The organism is Planktothricoides sp. SR001 (genome assembly GCF_001276715.1).
Lineage (GTDB): Bacteria > Cyanobacteriota > Cyanobacteriia > Cyanobacteriales > Laspinemataceae > Planktothricoides > Planktothricoides raciborskii.
Genome location: NZ_LIUQ01000009.1, coordinates 88549 through 113888, shown reverse-complemented (window position 1 = coordinate 113888; position 25340 = coordinate 88549). Strand labels below are relative to the sequence as shown.

Here is a 25340-nt window from a genome sequence, read left to right as displayed (position 1 = left end):
TTTTCGTAGGGGTGAAGCATGACCGCAGGTAAGGGCGAAGCATACTCTTCGAGAAGGCTTCGCCTACGGGTAAAAAATCTTGGTTTTGACCATTAAGATTTTCCCCAGAATGCTTCGCCCCTACACCCCATAAACCCTACATATATCTGTGGTTTATTCAGTAGAAAAACGCTTTAATTTAAAATCAGATATTTGGCGTCAGGGGGCATTTGCAATGTTACTTTGTTTCCCTGACGCTGGAGTTCTGCTTGCCCTCTGGCTAACCCGTTCATGTCTAATACTGTTGCTTTGGTAATTTTGGGGTTGTTGACGGTAATGGTTAGGTTATTTTCCGCGATCGCCCACGGGGCCTCACCGTAGCTGATTACCTCAAACCCTTGCAATTGCTGACCGTTTTTGTCTTCCCAGGTGACGGCTTTTTCTGTCCAACCGTGAGGACGGGCGACGGTTCCTACTTGAATTAATATTTTTTTAGAGGTGGCAATGGGTCGATCGTCCATTGATACCGCGATCGCCGTGGCGTATTTATTGCCAGAAATAATCGTGATATCTCCTAATTCAAAGTTGCCGATTTGTCCCAAAAAGCCGGTGACTCCTTGGGCTTTGGGGGCATTTAAGGTGGCAATGCCTTTGCCATAGTCCCACTGGATCTCCCCGGTTTGCGATCGCACCACTTTGGCTTTTTCATCAATATATTGATCCAAGTTCATCGCCTGACTTTGGCTGGGGTCAGCATTATAAGTCACTTCTACGGGGCCGACCAAAAAGGCGAGGGGATGAATTGAGTCAGATCCCCGGTTTTGTCCCAGGGATCTAGCGGCTTCTTGGTCGCGGTTGGGGTCAAAGCCGGAATTTTCCCCAATTATGGGCGATCGCCTTTGCCACAAATCCTCCAGCGATCGCTTTTCGGCCACCACCACTGGCGCTGTTTGGATATAATTTTGACGATACATTAACGCCGCAGCGGGAAAATTGCCCAACAACTCTGGGGTATTAATCACCCATTTTCCAATGGACGGCTTAAAGCCATTTGCCGAAGAAGGTTGACGCCATTGGGGTTCTTTCATGGAAAACCAATAGAAAGCATCCACCCCACCGAGGGACTGATAAATACTGACTAAAAAAGGCGCTTCTGACTGATAACCCAAAGGGGGCACCCAAGAACTTTCAGGAATAATCATGGGATAACCTGCTACTTGTTTTAAATTCGTGGGCAAAGAACTGGGGTCAAATAACACCGAACGGTTAATAAATTTATCCCCATTCACGATCGCCCAGCCCGAAGATTCCCCCCAATGACCGCCGCCATCATAATAACGATTTACTCCCATCACCTCACTGGGAGTATAAGAATAGCGTTCGGCATCATTTAGGGTCAGAGAATTGGCGGTTTTCCAGTTACCGGCATTAATTAACTGTTTGGCGCCGATTTCTTCTCGCAAAAATCGCACCATTTCCTGATTAAAATTATGCATGGTTTCTGTCCAAAACTGGGTTTGGTCTGCCAAACGTTTGGCTTTACCACTGTTCGGCTTTTGTTCTTGGGTCATTTCCCAAATGTGATAAAAGCCTACTCGACCATTGTTAAAGTCATCGCTTTCTATTTTGGCGTTGTTCCATGCTTTTGAGGCTGCGGCTAAAGAACCATATTTTTGCTTTAACCATTCGCCAAATTGACCGCTGAGAATTTCTCGATCGCGACCTTGAATACTTTCCACTGTCCAAAATAATAAGGAATCCTCGTTTTGCAGTTGAATAATGGCCACAGCCGGGTCATCTTTTAAGGCAATTCCTGTATAAGGATTGACTGGTTCAAACAGCGATCGCAGCCATCCTTTATAAGCCGCTTGTAACTCTGGATCAAAAAATAACAAACCCTGCATCGATTCACTATCTCTGGGAATGCCCCAGTTGGGTTTTGCCTTGACTGGCATGGCATAGTATGGGGAAATGGTCATATATATTCCCTCTTGTTTCATTCCCGCCACAAATTGCCAAAGTTGATCCCTAGCTTTTTCGTCAATATCTGTTAGTTTTGATTCTTCATTTTTGGCTTGAATTTGTCCATGCCAACGCACTAAATTAACCCCTCGTTTGGCTAAAAAACGCGCTTGGTCGGCGATCGCTTCTTTACCTTCTCTCCAACTATCAGAATTGACTGCCCAAAATCTAATCGGTACACCGTCCCCTTTGACAAAATTTCGACCATCAGGCGATCGGCGAATAAACCCCGATTCACCGGCTATTTTTTCATTGAGAAACCGCAAATCTAATAAGGCTTGATTATTATAAGTATCCGGTTCCGGTGTAAATGCCCAGGTTCCTGCTTCCGTCACCGTTACCGGGGTGGAACGGACGGGTTCAGAAGATACGGAATTTAGGGGCGATCCCCCCGTGGTCGCCCTGGTGCAGGATGTCACCAATAATAGTAAAGCCAGAAAGCTGGGAGAAAGTTTCCCTAGGGGGCGATCGGGTTTTTTTAGTATCATTGAATTTTTCCAAAAAAATTTAGCTAAATATGGTAATATTTTAGCATTGTCAGGGCAAAGCATTCCGGTATTAGATCCTTAATTTCAGAAACCGGGTTTCTTGTAGAGATTCCCCGAAAGTGGTCGCCCATTGTCCCAGAAACCCGGTTTCTCCTGCGGTCATGCTTCGCCCCTACAAAATTGGGGTCAAAAACCACATCAAACTTTACTTATTTATTAACAATTATGGGACAGTTAGAACGCCTAGTAATGATGGCAGAAGATCAGCTAACGGAATACAGCACCACCGCCAGAAAAATCGAAAAATTGCGGCGAAAAATTGGTCTTTCTGTCCCGATCGCGGAACAAAGGAAAGTCAAAGCCCAACTGATCGAAGAAATGCCCACAGATTTATTTAGTCGCATTCTGGAACACCAACGGCAAACGGTGGCATTACCTTTTTGGGGCATTGCGGGACTGGGATTATTATTTGGCATTTCTATGACTCAGCCGTTAGATTTTATTGCGACGGGAGTGGGGGGATTTATTGCTATTAAAGTGCAACAGATGGGCTGGAAATTACAAGCGAAACGATTAGTGATTCAAACTTTAGAAGAAATTGAGCAAGAACTGCAAAATCCCATGAGTTAATCCGTAGGGGCGCAAGCATTGCGGGCGCAAATTCTTAGGCTGGGCAAATTTTTGCCCACCCTACACCCTACACCCTACACCCTACACCCTACACCCTACAAATACAGATTTTATTTTATCGCCACCGCAAAATAAACCGCGATAAACATGAAAATAAAGGCAACCAAATAATTCCATTTCAGACTTTCACCCAAAGTGATTACGGCAAAGCCAATAAACACCATAATAGAAATAGCTTCTTGGATGAGTTTTAACTGGGTGGCGGTAAACTCTCCATAACCAATCCGATTTGCCGGGACTTGAAAGCAATATTCAAAAAAAGCGATGCCCCAACTGGCTAAAATCACAAAAAATAATGATTGATTTTGCAAAAACTTGAGGTGTCCATACCAGGCAAAAGTCATAAATAGATTAGAGATGGTCAGCAAAAGTACCGTGAGCATAGTAATTTGTCCGAGAATTGAATCTATCTTAGTATAGATTTCTCGCAGTTTTTTTAGTCCAGGGATGGGAAGGGCAAATTAGGAAAATTAGGTTAATATTTCTTCATTTTTTATCTCTCTTAACCGAAAAAATGCTATAGCCAGTGTTTAGGATACGACCGATCTTCAGCGAGGTTATTGAAAACAACGGCACACAACAGAAGAATCATCGATCCCTCAAATGTTGGCACGATTAAAAATTCCCAGTCAGGCTTTGTCATCATAATAACTAAGGCAACGGCTCCCGAAGGCGGATGTAACGTTCCGGTAAGCTGCATCAGTCCGATCGCCGTAGCTACAGCCATCCCCATTGTCCAGGGAGCAGAACCGAAAATATGCAAAATGCTGAGGCTAATAAAGGCTGATAAAAGATTACCCCCAATGAGATTGCGCGGTTGCGCCAAAGGGCTGTCAGGAACGCCAAAAATTAAGACGCTGGTAGCCCCAAAGGGAGCCATTAGTAAGGGAGAATTGGTTTTGACGGAAAGGTAAGATGTGGCAGCGATCGCGCAGAAACTCCCCAACCAACTCCAAAAAATATGTTTGTGATGCGGTCGATCCATTGGACAAGTTAACGGTACAGACCGCCATTTCCCGAACAGCTTGAAGCAATAAGTTTCCCATTTCAACCGAATTTTCTGATATTTCCACATGAGTATATTTGCCGATGATTGACAACGAATTGGCCTTGATATCAGTATATGGTGACAATCAGGGAAAAACCACTAAAACGTATCTAACTATACAGAAAATTTTAATCAGCGCGATCGGGTTTAGTTATACGGATGCGGCGATCGGGCAAAAATAACATTCGTAGGGTGGGCAAATTTTTGCCCACCCTACACCCTACTTAGGAATATGAGCTATATTATGAGATGTAGACTCCGGGAAAATTCTATGGCTCCCATAGTGAGTTACGACCCCGGCGTAGGTAGAAAAAATTGTTCGTCAAACAGAAAAAAGTCCGTTTATAAAGTAAACGGACTTTTCTCTGTTAACCTGGTCTTTTTAAAGCTTTAGGAACTTTGGCATAAACCTCGGATTTATTACCAGATTTTTTCCCTGGTTTTTGACTTGATCGCCGAGAATCATGCCGGGATAATGCCCCTTCATAGATGCGTTTATTCTCATCGGCAGATTTAAATAAATCTACTACAGGCTGAGGATAATCAACGCCAATTATGACGTTAAATCGCTTTTGCTGGTCGGGGGAAAGTTGCCAGGGTTCATGGATTTTATCCGGGGCAACTTTTGCTAGTTCGGGCAACCAATGTTTGACATATTCTCCGAGGCGATCGTAGTCTTTGGATTGTTTGATAATATTAAAAAAGCGGAAGCCCCGCGCATCATTGCCCACTCCAGCGGTATAATTCCAGTTGCCGTAGTTACTGCAAACATCATAGTCAATTAATAACGATTCAAACCATTCGGCGCCCATTTGCCAATTTATGCCTAAGTTTTTGGTGAGGAAACTTGCGACATTTTGCCGTCCGCGATTTGACATAAATCCGGTGGCAGCAAGTTCTCTCATATTGGCATCTACGAGAGGAAATCCGGTCATTCCTTGCCGCCATAAATCAAATTTTTCCCAGTCTTCTTGCCAAGGAATATCTATTCCTTGTAACCCGCAAAGATAAAATATTTTATTCCCATGTTTGGCGCCAATAAAGCGGAAATAATCCCGCCAAAGGAGTTCAAAAACTAGCCAGTATGTCGAATCGTTTTTGATGCGTTGCTGTTCATATTTTTGGACTTGCTCATAAATGTAACGAGGGGAAATGCAACCCATTGCTAACCAGGGAGAAAATTTAGAGGAGTAGTCAGCCCCTATCATTCCGTTGCGGGTTTCTTTATAAATTTTTAAGCAATCTTTTTCCCAAAAATACTGTTTTAATCGGGCGATCGCTTCGGTTTCACCGCCTTTAAATTGCAGGACAGACCGGGGAGAAAATTCCGGTTTTTCTAGACCAAAATCCGTTAAATCCGGGAGTTCGCCTATTTCTATTTTGGGCAAGGGCGGTAATTGTTTAGGGGTGGAAAATGTCGGGTTGACGCTGCCTTTTTTTTCTACTTCTTTACGAAATTGGGTAAATACTTCGGGAATTTCGCTAATGGAAAAGGGGAGGTTATTTGGATGATACAGAGTATGTCCCCAAAAGCCGGTGAGGGAAATTTCTAATGGTTTTAAGGCTTTTTTTAAGGCGGTTTCTACGGCAATTTCTTCTGAGGTGACTTCTTTTGAATAATAGATGTCAGTGATGTTTAATTCTTTGGCTAATTGAGGTAAGATTTCTTCCGGTTTGCCGGTGCGAATAATTAGGTTAGAAGCGATCGCTTTTAAAGAGTTTCTTAAATCTGCTACACTTTCTAACAAAAATTGGCCGCGAAATGCCCCGGTTTTGGGAAAACCATAAGGGGTTTTCCCAAAGTGTCGGGGGTCAAAACAATAAACGGGAATAATTTGCGAGGCGGGGTTTTTTTGACGGGTTGCCCGATAGAGGGGTTCATGGTCGTGAATGCGTAAATCGTTTCTATACCAAATCAGAATATTTTGAGTCATGGATTTTTTACCACAAAGGCACAAAGAGCACAAAGATAGTTTATATTAATTTATATCATACAGTAAATAGTAGGGTGGGCAAAATTTTGCCCACCCTACAACAATCAACAATCACCAATCAACAATCAACGAATATAGTGGTTATTGTCCGAATGAAGTACAGAAGTTTTCTGGATTCCCGCGAACGCGGGAATGACAAATTTTTTTGTACTTCATAATTCTGACAATTGCTATATTAAATCACCGGATGAATTTGTAAGGGCAAATCTGCCGAGATCATTGCTTCTCCTGGGAGACGGTGAATCCGAAAACCGAGTTTTTTGCAGATATGTTGCATGATGAAATTATCGCTGAGAATTTCTGCCCGAATCACTGAATGTTTTTCGGCGTGACCAATGTCAATCATTAAACTTAGTAGTTTGGTGCCTAATCCTTTGCCTTGGAAGCGATCGCTCACTAGCATAGCAAATTCAGAGTCCTCGGTGCCGGTAATTTTGGTTAAGCGACTCATGGCAATAATCTGGGTATTGCCGGTTTCGAGATTTTGATATTCTACAACTAAAGACATTTCGCGATCGTAGTCAATAAAGCACATCCGAGACAGCCGTTCGTGGACGAGTAGGCGACTCTTTTTCATTATTTGGGCATAGCGCAAATAGAGACTATGTTCGGAAAGTTGATCGTGAAATTCCCGGACTAAGGGTTCATCTTCCGGCAGAATAGGGCGGATTTTCACTGGGGTATTGTCACGCAATTTCCACTCAGTGATATATTGATTAGGGTACGGACGAATTGCCAAATCTGGTAACTGGTCTTCGGTGACTTCTAAGTCATGTAAAATAATCCGCGCATCCAGGGCAATAAATCCATCGTGGGAAACTAACAGGGGATTAATATCCGTTTCTTTAATCCAAGGTTGTTCCACCAACAAGTAAGAAAAGCGGACTAATATTTGCTCCAGAATTTCTAAGTTAATCGGCTGACGACCGCGTACCCCTTTGAGGATTTTGTGGATTTTGGTTTGTTCCATCATCCGTCGTGCCAAAGTGGTATTTAATGGCGGTAAGGCGATCGCGCAATCATCGAGGACATGAATCAAAACTCCTCCCGCACCAAACAGCATCACGGGGCCAAATTGCCGATCCACCATGCTGCCGATAATTAATTCATAACCCTCAGATTTAATCATCGGCTGAATGGTCACGCCATCAAAATATTCGGCGCCAACTTTGTCTGTCACCGCCTGTTTTATGCCCCGATAAGCACTAATTACTTCCTCTGGAGTATGCAGGTTTAAGCGCACTCCGCTGACATCACTTTTATGGGTGATGCTGTCAGAATAGAGTTTCACGGCGACGGGATAACCGATTTCTTCGGCAGCGGCAACCGCTCTTTCTTCATTGGTGCCGATCATGGTTTTAACCGTGGGAATGCCATAAGCCGCAAAGACTTTTTGGGATTCAAATTCGGTTAAAGTAGTGCGTCCGGTATCTCGTGCGGTTTTAATAATTAAATCCGCATAAGCCCGTCCGGTCATTTCTTCGGGAATGGTGCCAGTTTTCCCCGATAATTTGCCCGCTAAAAATCGGTTGGCTTGGTCATCTTTTTGAATCCGCATGGGAGTTTCATAAAGACCCTGCAAGTTGTAGCTATAACGCCGCATATAGTCAAACAACCGCGCTGCCATATCCGGGAATGGGAAGCAAGGAATTCCCGCTTGATTCAAAATTTCCGCCCCCGCGCTGACTTCGGTGCCCCCGATCCAACTGGCTAAAACCGGCTTGCCTTTCAGTCGGCTGTATGGTTTGAGTTTTTCCGCCGTTTGGGTGGGCTCGGTCATGGACTGCGGGGTGAGGATGACTAATAAGCCATCGGTGTTGGGGTCGTTCGCCGCAATTTCTAACGCTTTGGCATAGCGATCGGGGTCCGCATCCCCCAAAATATCGATGGGGTTGTTATGACTCCAATGGGGCGGCAGAATTTTATTGAGGGCTTCAATAGTTTCTGGGGCAAGTTCCGTGAGTTCGCTGCCTTGAGAAACTAAAGCGTCTGTGGTAATCACTCCAGGGCCCCCCGCGTTGGTGAGAATGGTCAGCCGTGGGCCTTTCGGTGGCGGTTGTTTGGCCAACAATTCAGTGATGTAAAATAGGTAGGAAATACTGTGAACTCGCAGGACTCCACACCGTCTGAAGGCCGCATCCAAGACCGCATCACTACCGGCGATCGCCCCCGTATGAGAGGCCGCCGCTTTGGCCGCTTGTTCGGTGCAACCGGCTTTAATCACAATGATGGGCTTACTCAGGGCAACTTCTCGGGCTGCGGAGAGGAAAGACCTAGCATCCCCCACGGATTCCATATAGATGACGATGCTTTGGGTGCGCGGATCTTCGCCGAAATAATAGATCAAATCCCCCCAGTCCACGTCTAACATGGAACCAATGGAAACGAAGGCACTAAAGCCGACATTTTCCCGAAAACTCCAGTCGAGAATCGAGGTACAGAGTGCGCCACTTTGGGAAATAAAGGCCACATTTCCCGGACGGGCGATCGCCGAAGCAAAAGTAGCATTGAGTCCGGTTAATGGGTTCATCACCCCCAGACAATTGGGGCCAATAATTCGCAGATTTCCTCGACGAGCATAGTCCAGAATTTCTTGTTCGAGTTTGACTCCAGCCTCGCCAATTTCTTTAAATCCGGCGGAAACAATAATCGCCCCATTGACTCCCGCATCAACACATTGGCGAATAATGTCCGGAACCGTGGACGCTTTAGTAGCAATAATTGCTAAATCAACGGGTTCAGGGATTTCCGCAATGGTGGAATAGGCTTTGATGCCCAAAACACTGGTGCGTTTGGGATTCACTGGAAAAATTGTCCCCCCAAAGGGATTGCTCATTAAGTTCCATAAAATGGTTCTACCCACACTGCCCGGAGTTTCCGTAGCGCCTACTACCGCCACATTTTTCGGTGCAAAAATCGCATCGAGGGGTTGGCGTTTATCACCTAATATATTGTGGGCTGGGTCTGCGGCTGGTCTCAATGAGTTGATTAATCTCACTTGCATGGAAGCCTCCTAATCACTTGATTTCTGAAATATTTTCAACATTATTTTGCACCATTATTTTGCAACGGTAAAACTCTTCGATAATTTTTGATTTATCGAAATCAATATTTGTTTTCAGACTTCTTGACATTTTTCGGTAAAAATTAAATTTTTTTTTCAACAATTTTCATGTCGGTGACTTGACGGCAATCTGGTTGATTTTTTTGCTTTGCCATAAAAGCCGCATGAATCCCTCACAGTGAACTCTCTAAGTTTACTCTAACCTCATTAAATATTTGTTAACGGTTGACTAAGTATTGTTAATTTTTGTTGGCTTTATATTATAAATGACCCCAATTTGTTTATGGGTTTTTTCGGTTTAACTAGCTACATTGAGCAAGTTAAGAGAAATTAAATCCTGGAAATTCCCTAAAATTATCCAACTTTCATCAATCTATCTTAATTTTGACTGATTTTGTGGGAAAATTGTTCATCATAAGCAAAAAAGCGCGTTGCTTGCAGGCTTTACCCCGATTATAGCACTCGCAAATCAAATCAGGTCTTTGTATCCTTGAAATTTTTTGAGCATTTCTCGATCTTTTTCCCGCTAGTAAAGCAACTTATTGATTGTTTTTGTCAATGAGCCGTTCTTGGCAACTGGCAGAAACTAGACCGATTCAAGAATTTGCTGAATATTTAAGAAATGCTTAATTGATGCCGATCGCATAGCCTTGACAATTTTAGCATTTACCACCGGCGATCGAAGTCAACAGTTGTTGATTTTTGGGCAATAATTGTCAAATGTGGTAAAATATCAGGGGATTTGTAAAAATTAGAAAATTTTGTATTATAAACTACCGATTTACGATCTCTGTAGGGTGGGCAATGCTCACCCTACATTGATGATATTTTATTGATGATATTTTATTGATGATATTTTATTGATGATATTTTATTGATGATATTTTATTGATGATATTTATGACATTCCCAGGTGGCGGTCTGTTTCATCCACTTCTGGATTAGTTTTCAGATAATCTCGCAGCCAATCACATCCTTGGGTTAATAAATCATCTAAATCAAAGTTCCAGAATTTTACCATACCATCGCTACTTACAGAGATTAAAGTTTTGCCATCTTGACTAAACCGGATGCCGATTATACTGCTTTGATGTCCCGATAAAACTTGCATAAATTTGCCGTCTATACTCCAAATTCTCACGGTGTAATCTTCGCTGCCAGAGGCTAAAATTTTGCCATCGGGACTAAAGCAAATATCGACGATGCGATCGCCATGTCCAGAGAAAACTTGTTGGATTTTCCCGTCTAAATTCCAGAGTTTAATGGTTTTATCTTCACTACCAGAAGCAATCATTTGACTGTCTGGACTGACAGCCAGCGCCCAAATTTTGGCAGTATGGGCGGAAAAACTGTTTAATAAGCCCCCATTGGCGTCAAAAATATAAAGGTTGCCCTCAGTATTTGCCGCCACAATGTTTTGGCCATTGGGACTAAACTGGACTCGTAAAATACTGCGATCGCTTATTTTGATAGTTTGGCTAATTTTAGCATAAATATAGGAGATTTGCCATAATTTTAGAGTGCCATCGGCGCTGACAGAAACCAGTTTTTCGCCGTCTGGACTAAATGCCAAATCCACTACGGTGGTTTCATGGCCAAAAATTGGCTGCGTTTGTTTCCCTTGCAGATCCCAGAGTTTAATCACCCCACTTTCTCCCGCAGAAGCAATGATGCATCCGCAACGCTTCGCGAACGCATCTCCCTTGGGACTAATGCAAATTTGGCGTAAACTTTCTAAACTGCCTGGGAAAGACTGCTGTTCAATTCCGGCAAGGTTCCAAAGTTGCATCCACCCTTCGGGGGTAGCGGTAGCAAACAATTGGCGATCGCGACTAAAACTAACCTGAGTAATTTGAGTCACGGGCAATTGCACCCAGGGCATAAGACGGGCATTTCGTCGCCAAAGTTTCACCGTCCCATCCGCCGAACCAGAGGCCAAAATTTCCCCATCAGGACGAATCGGGCTAAATTTTACTTGAAAAACCGCCCCTTGATGGCCGAAAAAAGTCTGTAATTCTTTACCTTTGCGCGACCAAAGTTTCACCGTGCCATCGGCAGATGCGGAAGCAATGATTTGGCCATCGGCACTAAAAGTGACATCTAACACCGTTGCCTGATGTCCTTTTAAACTAAATTGTTCAATCCCATCATTATTCCACAAAATAATCGTTTTATCTCGACCACCAGAGGCTAAAAATTGACCATCGGGACTAAATTTCACAGACAAAACGGCACCGAAATGACCGGGAAAAACCTGCATTTTACGGCTGTTTAAATCCCACAATCTCACGGTGCCATCATAACTGGCGGTGGCGATTTTTTGACCATCAGGACTAAAGGTGACATCCACCACTCGATCTCCATGACCGCTAATAGTTCTAATCCAAGTTCCATCGGATTGCCAAAGCTTAATTTTTTTATCAGCACCCACCGAAGCTAATATTTGACCATTGGGACTAAAAGCCAAACCGAAAACCCCATGTTTATGCCCTTCAATAGTTTGTAATAATTCCCCATCAACAGTCCAAAATTTAATCAACCCATCTTGACCACCAGATACGAGGGTTTGATGTTCATTTGGCTGGGGATGAAATATAACTTGACAGACACGATCCGTATGTCCGGTTAAGGTGGTTAATAATTGGCCATCTTTGCGCCAAATTTTAATTGTTTGATCCGCACTGGCTGAGGCTAAAATTTCACCGTCGTAACTAAAGCAAATACTGGCAACCTCTTGATAATGGTGATTTAAGCAATTTTGCTCTTTTACTTGATAAATTGATGTATGTAAAAAGCTAATAGTTTGCAGCCGAATAAAGTCGGAAACGCGGGTTTTTTTTAATTTGAAACCTGCTTGAATACTCGCGAAAAGTCCTTTGAGTTGCTGGTCAGATAAAAAGTAGGCTTTGGATAGGGAATTTAGGGCTTTTATTTCGGCAATTTCCGCCCGAATGCGTTGTTTTTCTGCCTGAATATACAGTTGTTTCCAGCGATCGGCTTCTAGACGTTCTTGTTGGCGACTTTTGCTAATAAACGCTTGATGCAGTTTGGTGATTGGTGGTTGTTTTTGCTGCCGTTGGACTGATTTTAACCAAGTTTCGGCGATCGCTAATTCGCTGCCCCGTAACAACAAATCAGGATTTTGCTTTTTCTGATACCAGGCGATCGCTCGTTGCAACAATTGATTATGGCTATGTACATATTCGCGATCGGTATCCAGGGTTCTAATTAACTCACTAAAATTAGCATAAAAATCGCCTCCATGCTGACTAAAATTAATCCACTGTACCTGGGCTAAAATCGGATGTAAATCACCGGCAGCAACGGGACGATATAATATAGTCACCAACCGCTTATTTAACTTTTTAGCATATTCCACCTCATCCCCACAATAGGGAGAATTAACGGAACTGGGAGAAATAATAAACAGAAAATTATCACACTGTTCAATCCCCCGATAAATTTCTTGCTGAAAATCACTCCCAGCGGCGATACTTTCCTGGTCAAACCAGGTAGTTTTGCCTTGTAATTGCAGGGCATCATTAATTTTACGAGCAAAATCTGAATCCACCCGCGAATAAGAGATAAACACTTCTAAAGAAAAAATCGTGGATTGACTCAGACTTTTCTCAATAAATTTTACCTGTAAAGGAATTGGTGGATGTTGCTGACGAGTTTTCGCCACCTTCAGCCATGCTTGAAAATGCTGTAAATTATATCCTCTTAATAAAATACTCTGATTATACTTTTGCTCTTGCCATTTGAGTGCTTTTACTAGCAAAATTTTATGTTGTTGGTAATAATTTTTATCGGTATTCAGTTGTTTGATTAATTGAGCCATAACTAGGCCATAATTTTCCTTTTTCTCCCTTGGGGTAAGATTTAAAAAAGGTAAATTTATCAACTCCAACGGAATCATTTGCTGATCGGTGAGTTCAACAATTACACAAATAATCCGCTTATGGTAAGCTAAAGCTAACTTAATTTCGGCTTGGCAGTATTTTGATTGTAAAGACTCTGGAGAAATCAGATAAATGAAATTATCAGCCGCCGCAATTCCTCGGTGAATTTGTTCCTGAACATTTATGCCGGTTTCCATATCGGTGATTTTCGTCCAAACCGTCAATTTTTCTCTGCGTAAAGTTCGAGTAATTTGTTCCATCATCTCTCGGTTTGCCTCTGCATAGCAGAGAAAAACGTCAGTCATCAGGTTATTAGAATTTTTAATACTGGCACAGATATACTCGCAATGTAAATCCGTGGGCAAACAAGGGGGTTGTTCATGTTTAAACCGCACTTGTAACCACCGTTCTGCCCCTTGTTTGGCTTCGCCAATTAATAAATAAGAACTTTGCTTTTTTCCCCGCACCCACTCTAAGGCTTTGACTAACAATTCCGTATGCTGACTGACATAATCTGCATGGTGCTGAAAAACTTGGATTAAGCCCCCGCAAGAGGTTTCAAAATTATCAAGATTTTCTCTAAAGTAAACCCAGTTAATTCTGGCAATTCCTGGGTGGATATTTGTGAAACAAGAATCTAAGCCTTTTGCTTGGTAATCTTGCCATTCGGCTTCAGTACCCTGGGGATTTCGGGCTTGCCAAGTTTCTTGGGTAATTTGTTCCACGTGGAGTAAGGGAATTATCCGCTTATGGTATTTTAATGCCAGATTAATCTCTTTCTGGCAATAGGGGGAATTCACCGAATGAGGGGAAATGATAAATAGAAAATTATCCGCTTTGGCAATGCCATCATCGATTTGATTTTGGAAATCTACCGCCAAGGGGATATCATTATGGTCAAACCAGATATTAAAGCCAGCGTTGGTAAGGCAATTGTAAAGTTTGATGGCAAATTCTTGGCTATCGGCGCGGCCATAGGAAATAAAGGCATCGTAAAATTCAGGCATAAGCTTTTAATACCATTTTTAATTAATGGTGCGAGTAGAAACCCGGTTTCTTGAAGAAACCCGGTTTCTGCCAGAAAGCGGGTTTCTTTGAATAGATTATCATCAATCCTCTTTGTGTCCTTTGCGTCTTTGTGGTGCGTGAGTTTTCTGCTGCCATTGCTGACAAGTTTTCCTCGCCTGAAATGCGATCGCATCACTCAATTCCTCGGCTTGAATCAATGCGGGATGCGATCGCAGCCTCTCACACCCTGCCAGTAACCAAGACTGCCAAGAACCTTGCCAGACTCTAATCGTCTTGTCGGAACTGCCGGAAATGACTTTTTGGCCGTCCGGGGTCATGGCTACGGAATACACAGGGGCTTCATGGCCGGTAATGACAGCCAGTTGGTTGCCGGAGAGATCCCACAGCCTGACGGTATGGTCATAACTCCCAGAAACAATCGTCTGGCCATCCGGGGAAAAAGCCAGGGAAATCACCGCATCGTCATGTCCCTGGAAAATTTTGTGTTCCCCTTGGCGGTTCCATAATCGCAAAGTATCATCCTCACCCCCAGATACAATGGTCTGACCATCCGGGGAAAAGGCCACCGCGTAAACCGAGGCTTGATGCGCGGAAAACAGCTTTAATTGATTGCCCTGGAGGTCCCAAAGTCGCACCGTTTTGTCATAACTCCCAGAAACAATGGTCTGGCCATCCGGGGAAAAGGCCACCGATCGCACATAATCTTTATGGCCGGAGAAAACCGCTTTTTGCTCTCCTTGGCGGTTCCACAGTCGCAAAGTCTTGTCCTCACTGGCAGAAACAATGGTCTGGCCGTCCGGGGAAAAGGCCACGGAATAGACAGGCGCCTCATGTCCCCGGAAAACCGCTAATTCCTGGCCTTGGAGGTTCCAGAGTCGGACAGTTTTGTCCTCACTGGCAGAAACAATGGTCTGGCCGTCCGGGGAAAAGGCCACGGATCTGACAGCATCTTGATGTCCCTGCAATGTTGCCAGTTTCCTCCCGGAAATATCCCATAACTGAATCTTGGTGTCCTCACCTCCAGAAACCATCGTCTGCCCATTTGGGGCGATCGCCACCGATCGAACGGCGGCATTATGGGCGCTGACTGCTGCCACTTGGTTGCCAAAGCTGTCCCACAATCGCACGGTTTTATCCCGACTGCCAGAAACAACGGTTTGACCATTGGGGGAAAAAGCCACAGACCACACCGAATCCTGATGTCCCTTCAACACCGCGATTTCATTGCCAGACATATCCCAAATTCCGATAGTTTTGTCGGAATTGCCCGCGAGAATTTTCCGATCGTCAGGGGCGATCGCTAGGGAAAGCGCAAAAATTTCCCCCAGGTTCCATACTGCCAGGGGATTGCCCGATATATCCCAAACCCGAATGGTGCGATCGGCGCCCGCAGAAACGATTCTTTGCCCGTCCGAGGAAACAGCCACCGCAGTCACATCAGCTTCATGCCCTTTGAACACCCGATTATTTACCCGAAGTGGCTGACCAGAGATATGCCACAGCCGAATCGTATGATCTCGACTACCAGAAATAATCATTTTTCCGTCCGGGGAAAACGCGACCGCAGTCACAATATCCTCATGGCCTTTAAGTAGCCCAAGTGGTTGACCAAAAACATCCCAAATCCGAATTGTTCGATCCAAACTACCAGAGGCGATCGTCTTTCCGTCCGGGGCAAAAGCCACGGCAGTCACTATATCTTTATGTCCGAAAAATTGTCCCCTTTCCTGACCAGAGATATCCCAAATTCTAATAGTTTTGTCATCACTCCCAGAAACAACTTTTTGTCCGTCTGGGGAAACCGCCACCGATGTCACTGCATGAGTATGTCCGTTTAAAACCGCCAATAAATTCCCCTGAATATCCCAAATTTTCACCGTGCGATCGGAACTACTGGAAATAATCTTTTTTCCATCTGGAGAAAAAGCCACGGAACGCACCCAACTTTCATGTCTAAACTGATTCTGTTCCCTAGCAAAGGCGATCGCAGCCGACAAACTAGACTGAACCTGGGGCAAAACTTGGCCTAATTTTGCTTCACTTTCCCCAGTAATTTCAATCGCCCAAATCAAAGCTTTCAGAGGTTTAATAGACAGTAAATTGTTCGCCAACAATGCAGACTCTCTCAGACCCATAATTGTAGCCTGTCTTTCGGCTTTTTGCCACTGAAACCCAGCAAAAACTGCCGCCCCACTCACCGTCGTCACAAAAGTAGCTAATATGCCGATTTGCCACAGGCGATTATGGAGTTTTTGCCGATGACTTTTGCCAATATATTCTTTTTGTAAAGCCGTTGGGGGTGGTTGTCGCTGATTGGCCTCACTTTCCTGCAACCAAACCTCAGCAAACGTCAACTCACTGCCGCGCAATAATAAATCAGAATTCTTTCCTTTCTCCTGCCATTCTGACGCCTTTTGTAACCATAAAGTGTGACTCCGCAGGTATTCTCTATCCGTATCTATAGTTCTAATTAACTCGCTAAAATTCGCATAAAAATCGCACGGTTGATTAAAATCAATCCACTGAATTTTCGCCAAGGCCGGAGGCAAAGTTTCTGGGTCTAGGTTATGATAATTATATAATATAGTGACAAACCGCTTATTTAGCTTTTGGGCATATTCCACCTCAGCCGCACAATAGGGAGAATTCACCGAACTGGGAGAAATAATAAACAGAAAATTATCAGAAATTTCAATCCCCCGATATATTTCTTGCTGAAAATCGATTCCAGCGGCAATACTTTCCTGGTCAAACCAGGTCAATTTTCCTTGAGATTGCAGCGCATCATTAATTTTTCTGGCTAAGTCGGAATCGGTACGGGAATAACAGATAAAAACTTCTAAGGATTTGGCTTGATACTGACTACTAGCGGCGATAAATTCTTGTTGTAAAGCCGTTGGTGGATGGTCTAATCTTGTTTCGGCGACTTTCAGCCATGCCTGAAAATTCTGTAATTTATATCCTCGAAATAAAATACTAGGGTGGCGATTTTGTTCTTGCCATTTCAGAGATTGCACCAACAAAATTTTATGGTATTCATAATATTTATCATCGTCTCTAATTTGTTTAATTAGCTCATTTGCTTGGTGTTCATAACTAAATTCAGGCAGCGCCTCCATTTCTGGGGATGGCACCATAAAACAAATCACTCGCTTGTGATACGACAACGCTAAATTAATCTCTTTTTGGCAATAATCAGATTGAAGAGAATCCGCAGAAACGAGATAAACAAAGTTGTCAGATACGAGAATACCGCGATTCAGTTTTTCCTGGAAACTCATTCTTTTTCTGATATCGCTTCTCTCAGTCCAAATAGTAATTTTTTCTCGCTGCAACGTCCTAGTTAACTTTTCCATCGTCCCCCGGTCTTCTTCCGCATATCGGATAAACACCTGAGTCAGAAAATTATTGGCATCCTTGATGCTTTCACAAATAAACTCACAATGTAAATCCGTTGGCTGACAGGGGGCTTGTTCACCTTTAAATCTAATCTCTAACCAATCTTCTGCCTTTTGCCTTTCTTCGGCAACTAATAAATAGCGATTAGGCTTTTTATTTTCTGCCCACTCCAGGGCTTTCGCCAATAACTCCGTATGTTGTCTGACATAATCTTGATGCTTATAAAATAAGTCGATTAATCCCGCCAATGCTGCGTTAATATTATCAATATTTTCTCTAAAGTAAACCCAGTTAATCTTGGCAATTTCTGGGGGGATATTTGTGAAACTAGAATGTAACCCTTTAGCTTGATAATCTTGCCATTCGGCTTCAGTACCCTGGGGATTTCTGCGTTGCCAAATTTCTTGGGTAATTTGTTCTACGTGCAATAAGGGAATGATCCGCTTATGGTATTTTAATGCCAGATTAATCTCTTTCTGGCAATAGGGGGAATTCACCGAATGAGGGGAAATGATAAACAGAAAATTATCCGCTTTGGCAATGCCATCATCGATTTGATTTTGGAAATCTACCGCCAAGGGGATATCATGTTGGTCAAACCAGATATTAAAGCCAGCGTTGGTGAGGCAATTGTAAAGTTTGATGGCAAATTCTTGGCTATCGGCGCGTCCGTAGGAGATAAAGGCATCGTAAAATTCAGCCATAAGTTTTTAATGATTGGTAGGAGCAGAAACCCGGTTTCTTGAAGAAACCGGGTTTCTGCCAGTTTTTTCAAGAAATCGGAGTTCTTTATAGAGATTATAATCAATCCCCTTTATGTCTTTTATGTCTTTTTGGTAAATTCTCCTGGTTTTTTTTAAGCAAATTTGGTATTTTACCAAGAAGGCGATACCGTTGTATCGCTTCCTCTGATAGTTTAATAAGAGTTTATCAATGAAAGAAAAACAGCGATTTTCTAATTTTAAAACACCTATAAACAGTGCGATCGCGGTCGGTACTGCGGGCATGGTTAGCGCGATCGCCACTGTAGTGGTTCCGGCAGCCCCCGCGCAAGCCCAAAATTCCCCAGTTTCTCCAGCCCCCGTAGTACCTACTGCACCCCTTAGCTTTGACCTGGGTGGTACGCCAGTGGAAACCTCCACGCCCACACCCACACCGACGCCCACACCCACGCCCACGCCCACACCGAGTATTTTTCCGGGTTCCGCACCCACGCCCTCCCCAAGCGTTTTGCCTAGTCAGCCGCCCCCCGCAACCCCCACCCCAGGCTCGCTCTCCGGCACGACGACTACCTCAACTTCCGGGTCTCAGTCTGGGAGGAATTCAATGCCCCTACCTACCCAGCCCTTTTCCCGGTTAGCACCCAATAGGCAAAATAATAACCAAAACAACTCTGACAGAACAGATGAAGAGAAAACAGCAAAAGTCTGTCAAAACGATCGCTTTACAAATTTTTTCTGTATTCGATAACCTAATTGTCATCCGATGTAGCCCCTAAATTTCTGAAAATTGTTGCTTATTGGTATTGGTTAGTGGGATTCTAATAATAACTCTTTTATCACGTCCTCCGTTAACGGGTTTTTTCCCTGACGTAACGCATCTACCCAGCCTTGACGTTGATTTTTTTCTACGTCATTATCACTCCAGTTAATAAATGCCTCAAAATCAGACATTGCCCCGGCATAATTGCCCGTCAACACTCGCGCCACCCCGCGACTATCCCGCATTCCCCCATGATTGGGTTCGCGTTTTACGGCAATTTCGCAAGCAGCGATCGCCTGAGTAACATAACCTTGTAAAGTGCCATACCAACAGATTGTATTTAAATCCCCTACAGTGGCTTTTGCTAATTCAGTGTCTAATTCCCGCGCCTGTTGATAATGTTTCCACGCTAACTCTAAATCTCCTTGGCGAATCGATGCAGCGGCCTTAGTAATCCAAGTAGCCGCGACGATTTCTTTGGCTTTTGTTTCCGGGTCAAATGGTAAAGCCGGATCGATATTTTTCGCCCGGTTAAATTTGGCGATCGCGCCGGGTAAATCTGCCTGTTGTGCCCGGTTTTCTGCATCTTGGAGCAACATTAACACCACGATTTGCTTGGCTTTTGTTTCTGGGTTAAATTCTAAAGCAGAATAAAATTCTGGGTCTAACTGTTGCGCTTGCTTAAACTGTTTTTTCGCGGAGGCAAAATCACCCGTTGACCGGGCAATTAATAAACCTTGTTGCACATAAAAATCGGCTGTTTGCTGTTTATTCCATACCTGTTCTTGACAAGTTTTTACCGCTGCCAGTGGGATATTTTCTGTTTCTGATTTTTGGGAAAAATCCAAGCGGATTGATTCTACATTTGGGCGGTTAAATGCGGTTTCTAAGAATACTGGATGTAACCGTAAGCGATCGCATCCTGTGGCTAACCAACCAGACCAAGAACCTCGCCACAAAAGAATCGTTTTATCATCACTGCCAGAAATAATATTCTGCCCATCTGAAGTAATCGCCACTGCATTAACTCCGCCCTCATGTCCTTGTAAGATTCCTACTTCTTCCCCGGCTAAATTCCAGACTCTAATTGTATTATCCTGACTAGCGGAAACAATATTTTGGCCATTGGGGGTTATAGCCACAAATCGCACATAATTCTCATGGCCTTTTAATATAGCGAGGGGCTGACCCGCTAAATTCCAAATGCGAATTTTGTTGTCTAAACTACCAGAAACAATTCTTTTGCCGTCTGGGGAAATAGCCACGGAATAAACCCCGGATTCATGGCCGGTAAATACGGCTAATTGTTCCCCAGAAATACTCCACAAACGAACTGTTCCATCATCACTACCAGAAACAATTTGTTTCCCGTCGGGAGAAATAGCCACGGAAACCACCGCCCCCTCATGTCCTTCAAATACAGCTAAGTCCTTACCGGAGATATCCCAAAGTCGAATAGTATTGTCTGAACTACCAGAAACAATTTGTTTCCCGTCCGGGGAAATAGCCACAGAAATTACCCCAGACTGATGCCCTTTTAACACCGCTAATTGCTTACCAGACATATCCCAAAGTCGAATTGTCTGGTCATCACTACCGGACACAATTTTTTGGCCATCGGGGGTAATAGCCACTGAATTAATCGTCAATTCATGTCCTTTAAATACGGTTAATTTATCCTGAGATATATCCCAAAGTCGAATGGTTTTATCCGCACTACCAGAAACAATTTTTTGCCCGTCTGGAGAAATGGCTACGGAAATCACATATGAGTCATGTATCCCTAGAATTTTCGGTTCTTGGGCTGACATATCCCACAGACGAATTGTGCGGTCATCACTGGCAGAAATAATCGTTTTGCCATCGGGGGATATGCCTATGGAAAGTACCCCTGACTCATGTCCTTTATATTCCGCTAATTCTTCACCGGATAAACTCCAAACTTTAATCGTTTTATCCCCACTACCGGAGACAATTTTTTGGCCATCGGGGGTAATTTTCACAGACCAAACTCGATCCAGATGTCCTTTTAAAACTTTTAATGGTTCACCGGCCATATTCCAGACCCGAATTGTATTATCCCAACTCCCAGAAACAATATTTTGCCCATCGGGGGTAATCGCCACAGAAATTACTCCAGAATCATGGCCTTTTAATACTTTTAATTCAGATCCGGAAACTAAATCCCAAATTCTAATTGTGTTATCCCAACTGGCGGAAACAATGTTTTGCCCATCTGGTGTAATGGCCACCGCAATCACCCCATTTTCATGTCCATTTAAAACGGCTAATTGCTGGCCTGAATTAATATCCCAAATTCTAATTGTGTTATCCCAACTGGCGGAAACAATGTTTTGCCCATCTGGGGTAATAGCTACTGCTAAAATGTTCCCATGATGTCCTTTTAAAACGGCTAATTGTTTCCCGGAAATAATATCCCAGACGCGAATCGTACTGTCCCCACTACCGGAAACAATTTTTTGATCGTCTGGGGTAATAGCCACGGAGAAAATATAATTTTTATGGCCGGTTAATACCGCTAATTTTTCTCCCGAATTATCCCAGATTCTAATGGTTTTATCTCCACTGGCAGAAACAATTTTTTTACCGTCTAGAGTCATCACCACTGAATTAATATTAGCGGTATGTCCTTTGAGGCGATCGCGTTCTCGAATTGCGTGGACGGTGGCGGATAAACTAGATTGAGCGATCGGCAAAACTTGGCCTAATTTTGCTTCACTTCTGCCGGTGATTTCAATGGCGGAAATTAAAGCTTCTAGGGGATTTGCTCTAATCAAATTTCGGGCTAAAATTGCATCAGCTTTAATCGTCGCTTCTGTGGCCAATTTATTCGCCTTTAACCCCAGGGCGATCGCCGCCACCAATGCCACGCTAACTCCACCAAGTAGGGTTCTTAAAATCAAAACTCGTTGCTTTTCTTGCTTAATCCCAGCTTCTCTCGCGGCTTGACTTTTCGCAATATATTCCTGTTGCAAATCCGTCACCGGAGGCTGCTTATGTTCTTGTTGACTTTCCTGCAACCAATCTTCAGCAACACTTAACTCGCTGCCCCGCAACAATAAATCGGCACTTTTCCCTTTTTCCTGCCATTCCAAAGCTCGTTGCGACCACTTCGTATGACTTCTTAGATGGTCTCTATCCGTGTCTAAAGTTCTGACTAACTCACTAAAATTGGCATAAAAATCGCCCCCATGCTGATTAAAGTCAATCCACTGCACTTTCGCCAAAACGGGATGCAAAGTTTCTGGGTCAACGGGACGATATAATATAGTGACAAATCGCTTATTTAATTTTTGGGCATATTCCACTTCCGCCGCACAATAGGGGGAATTCACCGAACTAGGAGAAATAATAAATAAGAGGTTATCAGAATTTTCAATGCCCCGATAGATTTCTTGCTGAAAATCTGTCCCAGCGGCAATACTTTCCTGGTCAAACCAGGTAAATTTTCCTTGAGATTGGAGTGCATCATTAATTTTTCTAGCTAGGTCGGAATCGGTGCGAGAATAAGAGATGAAAACTTCTAAATAACTGAACTGATACTGACTGCTGACCTCAATAAATTCCCCTTGTAAAGGAATTGGCTGATATCGATCGCGGGTTTTTCCTAGTTTCAGCCATGCCTGAAAATGCTGTAAGTTATATCCCCGCAACAAAATGCTAGGGTTGCGGTTTTGTTCTTGCCATTTTAAGGCTTTAGCCAGGAGAAGTTTATGGTCTTGATAATAAGCGGATTCTTCTCGGAGTTGTTTAATTAATTCATTGCTTTGTTTCTGATAAATTTCATAATTTTGCCAATCGGTTAACTCGATAAATTGAAGCGATCGCAATGTTTCAGGAATCGTTTTAACTTCTATAGGCTGAACCATTAAACAAATAATCCGCTTTTGGTAGGACAAAGCCAACTCAATTTCTGAGTGAAAATATTGAGAAGCGAGAGAATCTGGAGAAATTAGATAAACTAAGTTATCTGCCCCAACAATCCCTCGCTTAATTTCTTCTTGAAAATCTGCACCAGTTTTAATATCTCTGGTATTTTGCCAAACCGTAATTTTTTCTCGGCGCAAAGTCCGAGTCAGATGTTCCATAATGTCCCGGTCTGAGTCTGCATACCCGATAAATACTTGGGTCATCAAGTTATTCGCATTCTTGATGCTTTCACAAATATATTCGCATTGTAAATCAGTGGGTTGACAAGGAGCAGGTTCATCCACGAATTTTCGGTCTAACCATTGTTCTGCCGCTTGCCTTTGTTCGCCAATCAACAAATATCGAGTTTGCTGGTGATTTTCTTGCCAATTTAGAGCATCAGCCAAAAACTTAGTGTGCTGTCTAACATAATTTATATGGGTATCAAAGACTTGGATTAACCCGCCTAAAGACTCATCAAAACTATCAATATTTTCCCGAAAGTAAACCCAGTTAATTTTTGCAATCTCTGGGGGCATATTGACAAAGCTAGAATGTAACCATTTAGCTTGATAATCTTGCCATTCGGCTTCAGTACCCAGGGGATTTCTGCTTTGCCAAGTTTCTTGGGTAATTTGTTCCACGTGCAGTAAGGGAATTATCCGCTTATGGTATTTTAATGCCAGATTAATCTCTTTCTGGCAATAGGAGGAATTCACCGCATGGGGGGAAATAATAAACAGAAAATTATCCGCTTTGGCAATGCCATCATCGATTTGATTTTGAAAATCTACCGCCAAGGGGATATCATGTTGGTCAAACCAGATATTAAAGCCAAGGTTTGTGAGGCAATTGTAAAGTTTGATGGCAAATTCTTTGCTATCGGCGCGGCCATAGGAAATAAAGGCATGGTACAATTCAGACATAATTTGTTAATAATTGCTGGGAATAGATATGCCGGGGATAGAACCCAGGTTTCTTGAAGAAACTGAGGTTTTCTTCATAAACCTAGGAGTTTTTTAAGAAACCGGGTTTTTTTAGAGGCAGAGATAATCATTATTTAATCAATGGTTTTGAATAACTCAGTAAACTCTTGATTAATTTTCTGATATCCCCGCTGGTTATAGTGTAACTCATCAATGCGATAAGACGCTGGCATCATGCCCCGGTCATCCGCGAGAATGGAAAAAGAATCAAATATAATAATCCCCTCATCCTCTAAACTGGCAATATGGGCATTAATTTCTTGAACCGCAGGCAAAATATCATCAGACCATAAAGGTTGCCGGGTGATAGGAATATCCCCAAAAGGAAAAATTGTCGTGACGATCACCACCGCTCCCAAGGCTTGAGATTTTTTGACGATTTCTCGAATATTTTCTCGACAATTGGCAATAATTTCCGCTTTTTTTTCGGGAAATAAGCCAATGGTTTTTAAATCATTAATCCCTAGTTGCAGTACCACAATATCCGGTTGCAGGGGACGGATATGCTGGTCAAAGCGTCCTTTAATTTGCACCGAAGTTTGTCCCCCAATTCCCCGATTAATAAATTCATAGTTGGGCAAGTTGGGCGCTGGCCAACTCAGGACTCTAGAGTCTCCAAAAAATACCACTCGCTTTGATAAAGCTTGCGGATTTTTGGGCGGTTTTGCCTCTGGGGGATAGGTGCTTACCTGAAAAGGATCTAAGCGAGTCTGATTCAAGTCTATATAATACTGAATTCCTCGTTTGTAGAGGATAAAATTCAGTATTATAGAAATGAATAAAACAGCAAATAAAGCAATATTTAATAAAACTAAAATTTGCCTTTTTTTCATAATAAAACTTTTACTGATTCAGCACGGTACAAATCAAATTGCCTGCCCCATTTTTCTCGAATGAGACGATTTTGCCATCTGCTTTTGTCCGAGTGCGATCGCGGCAATTATAAATTTCCACCGGACGAGTTGCGCCATTCACTTTGACCGCTGCCCGATATTCCCAATAATATTTAGCACTGCGTTCAATACTCAGAATACAAATACTATTTCCTTTGTAATTCCGGCAAAAGGCTGCTGCCGCTGGTTGGGCAATGCTGAAAGATAAGAGGAATATGAGGACAAAGGCAATTAAATTTATATTTTTCAACTTCATAATTGGATTTATGGCAACATCTCATTATTTGATTATAATAAAACAATTCTGTCAGGGCGAAGCGTTTTAGTAATTTATTTCTGGCAAAATAATCGGCAATAAGTGGTGATGCTTATTGTTTACTCTTAATCTTTATGGTTAAAATGCTGTAAACAGCCTGTAAATTATGGTTATTTAT

The 25340-nt window shown here is 43.0% G+C and carries 13 protein-coding genes; 3 read left to right on the top strand and 10 right to left on the bottom strand.

Going from position 1 to position 25340, the window contains the following annotated elements; genetic code table 11:
• Positions 1-173: 173 nt before the first annotated feature.
• Positions 174-2489 carry a hypothetical protein gene (locus AM228_RS07870; protein ID WP_054465612.1) on the bottom strand — a complete coding sequence of 772 codons (2316 nt, stop codon included), beginning with the start codon at positions 2487-2489 and terminating at the stop codon, positions 174-176.
• A 225-nt stretch (positions 2490-2714) separates the two neighbouring features.
• Between AM228_RS07870 and AM228_RS07865 the strand changes: the two genes are divergently transcribed.
• Positions 2715-3119 (top strand): hypothetical protein, encoded by a 405-nt coding sequence (locus tag AM228_RS07865; RefSeq protein ID WP_054465576.1) that lies wholly within the window; start codon positions 2715-2717, stop codon positions 3117-3119.
• 110 nt (positions 3120-3229) lie between these two features.
• On the opposite strand, the gene AM228_RS07860 is transcribed toward AM228_RS07865, so the two are convergent.
• Together AM228_RS07860 and AM228_RS07855 are read right to left on the bottom strand one after the other, a co-directional pair.
• A complete protein-coding gene (locus AM228_RS07860; RefSeq protein WP_054465575.1) occupies positions 3230-3562 on the bottom strand; it encodes a DMT family protein in 333 nt (110 codons plus the stop codon).
• A gap of 134 nt (positions 3563-3696) precedes the next feature.
• Positions 3697-4254, bottom strand: coding sequence for an HPP family protein (locus AM228_RS07855; protein WP_054465574.1), 558 nt, complete (start codon positions 4252-4254; stop codon positions 3697-3699).
• A gap of 14 nt (positions 4255-4268) precedes the next feature.
• Here AM228_RS07855 and AM228_RS34075 point away from each other — a divergent pair, with 14 nt between their 5' ends.
• The gene (locus AM228_RS34075) at positions 4269-4409 is read left to right on the top strand and encodes a hypothetical protein (protein ID WP_190876795.1); all 141 of its coding nucleotides are present in this window, start codon (positions 4269-4271) and stop codon (positions 4407-4409) included.
• A 186-nt stretch (positions 4410-4595) separates the two neighbouring features.
• On the opposite strand, the gene AM228_RS07850 is transcribed toward AM228_RS34075, so the two are convergent.
• The 4 genes from AM228_RS07850 to AM228_RS07835 all read right to left on the bottom strand — a co-directional run bounded on the left by AM228_RS07850 (position 4596) and on the right by AM228_RS07835 (position 18319).
• On the bottom strand, positions 4596-6161 hold the full coding sequence (locus AM228_RS07850; RefSeq protein ID WP_156331616.1) for a DASH family cryptochrome: 1566 nt from the start codon (positions 6159-6161) through the stop codon (positions 4596-4598).
• A 235-nt stretch (positions 6162-6396) separates the two neighbouring features.
• The gene (locus AM228_RS07845; protein WP_054465573.1) at positions 6397-9225 is read right to left on the bottom strand and encodes a bifunctional acetate--CoA ligase family protein/GNAT family N-acetyltransferase; all 2829 of its coding nucleotides are present in this window, start codon (positions 9223-9225) and stop codon (positions 6397-6399) included.
• 958 nt (positions 9226-10183) lie between these two features.
• Entirely contained in the window at positions 10184-14194 is a 4011-nt protein-coding gene (locus AM228_RS07840; RefSeq protein WP_054465572.1) for a TIR domain-containing protein, read from the bottom strand.
• 102 nt (positions 14195-14296) lie between these two features.
• Positions 14297-18319: a toll/interleukin-1 receptor domain-containing protein gene (locus AM228_RS07835; RefSeq protein ID WP_054465571.1), complete on the bottom strand. Its 4023-nt coding sequence runs from the start codon at positions 18317-18319 to the stop codon at positions 14297-14299.
• Positions 18320-18548: 229 nt separating this feature from the next.
• Here AM228_RS07835 and AM228_RS32065 point away from each other — a divergent pair, with 229 nt between their 5' ends.
• Positions 18549-19085 (top strand): hypothetical protein, encoded by a 537-nt coding sequence (locus tag AM228_RS32065; protein WP_156331615.1) that lies wholly within the window; start codon positions 18549-18551, stop codon positions 19083-19085.
• Positions 19086-19144: 59 nt separating this feature from the next.
• On the opposite strand, the gene AM228_RS07825 is transcribed toward AM228_RS32065, so the two are convergent.
• From AM228_RS07825 to AM228_RS07815, 3 genes are all read right to left on the bottom strand, one after another.
• Complete coding sequence (locus tag AM228_RS07825; protein WP_054465569.1) at positions 19145-23953, bottom strand: TIR domain-containing protein; 4809 nt, start codon at positions 23951-23953, stop codon at positions 19145-19147.
• A gap of 134 nt (positions 23954-24087) precedes the next feature.
• Complete coding sequence (locus AM228_RS07820; RefSeq protein WP_054465568.1) at positions 24088-24846, bottom strand: GDSL-type esterase/lipase family protein; 759 nt, start codon at positions 24844-24846, stop codon at positions 24088-24090.
• A gap of 10 nt (positions 24847-24856) precedes the next feature.
• On the bottom strand, positions 24857-25162 hold the full coding sequence (locus AM228_RS07815) for a hypothetical protein (protein WP_054465567.1): 306 nt from the start codon (positions 25160-25162) through the stop codon (positions 24857-24859).
• Positions 25163-25340: the final 178 nt, after the last annotated feature.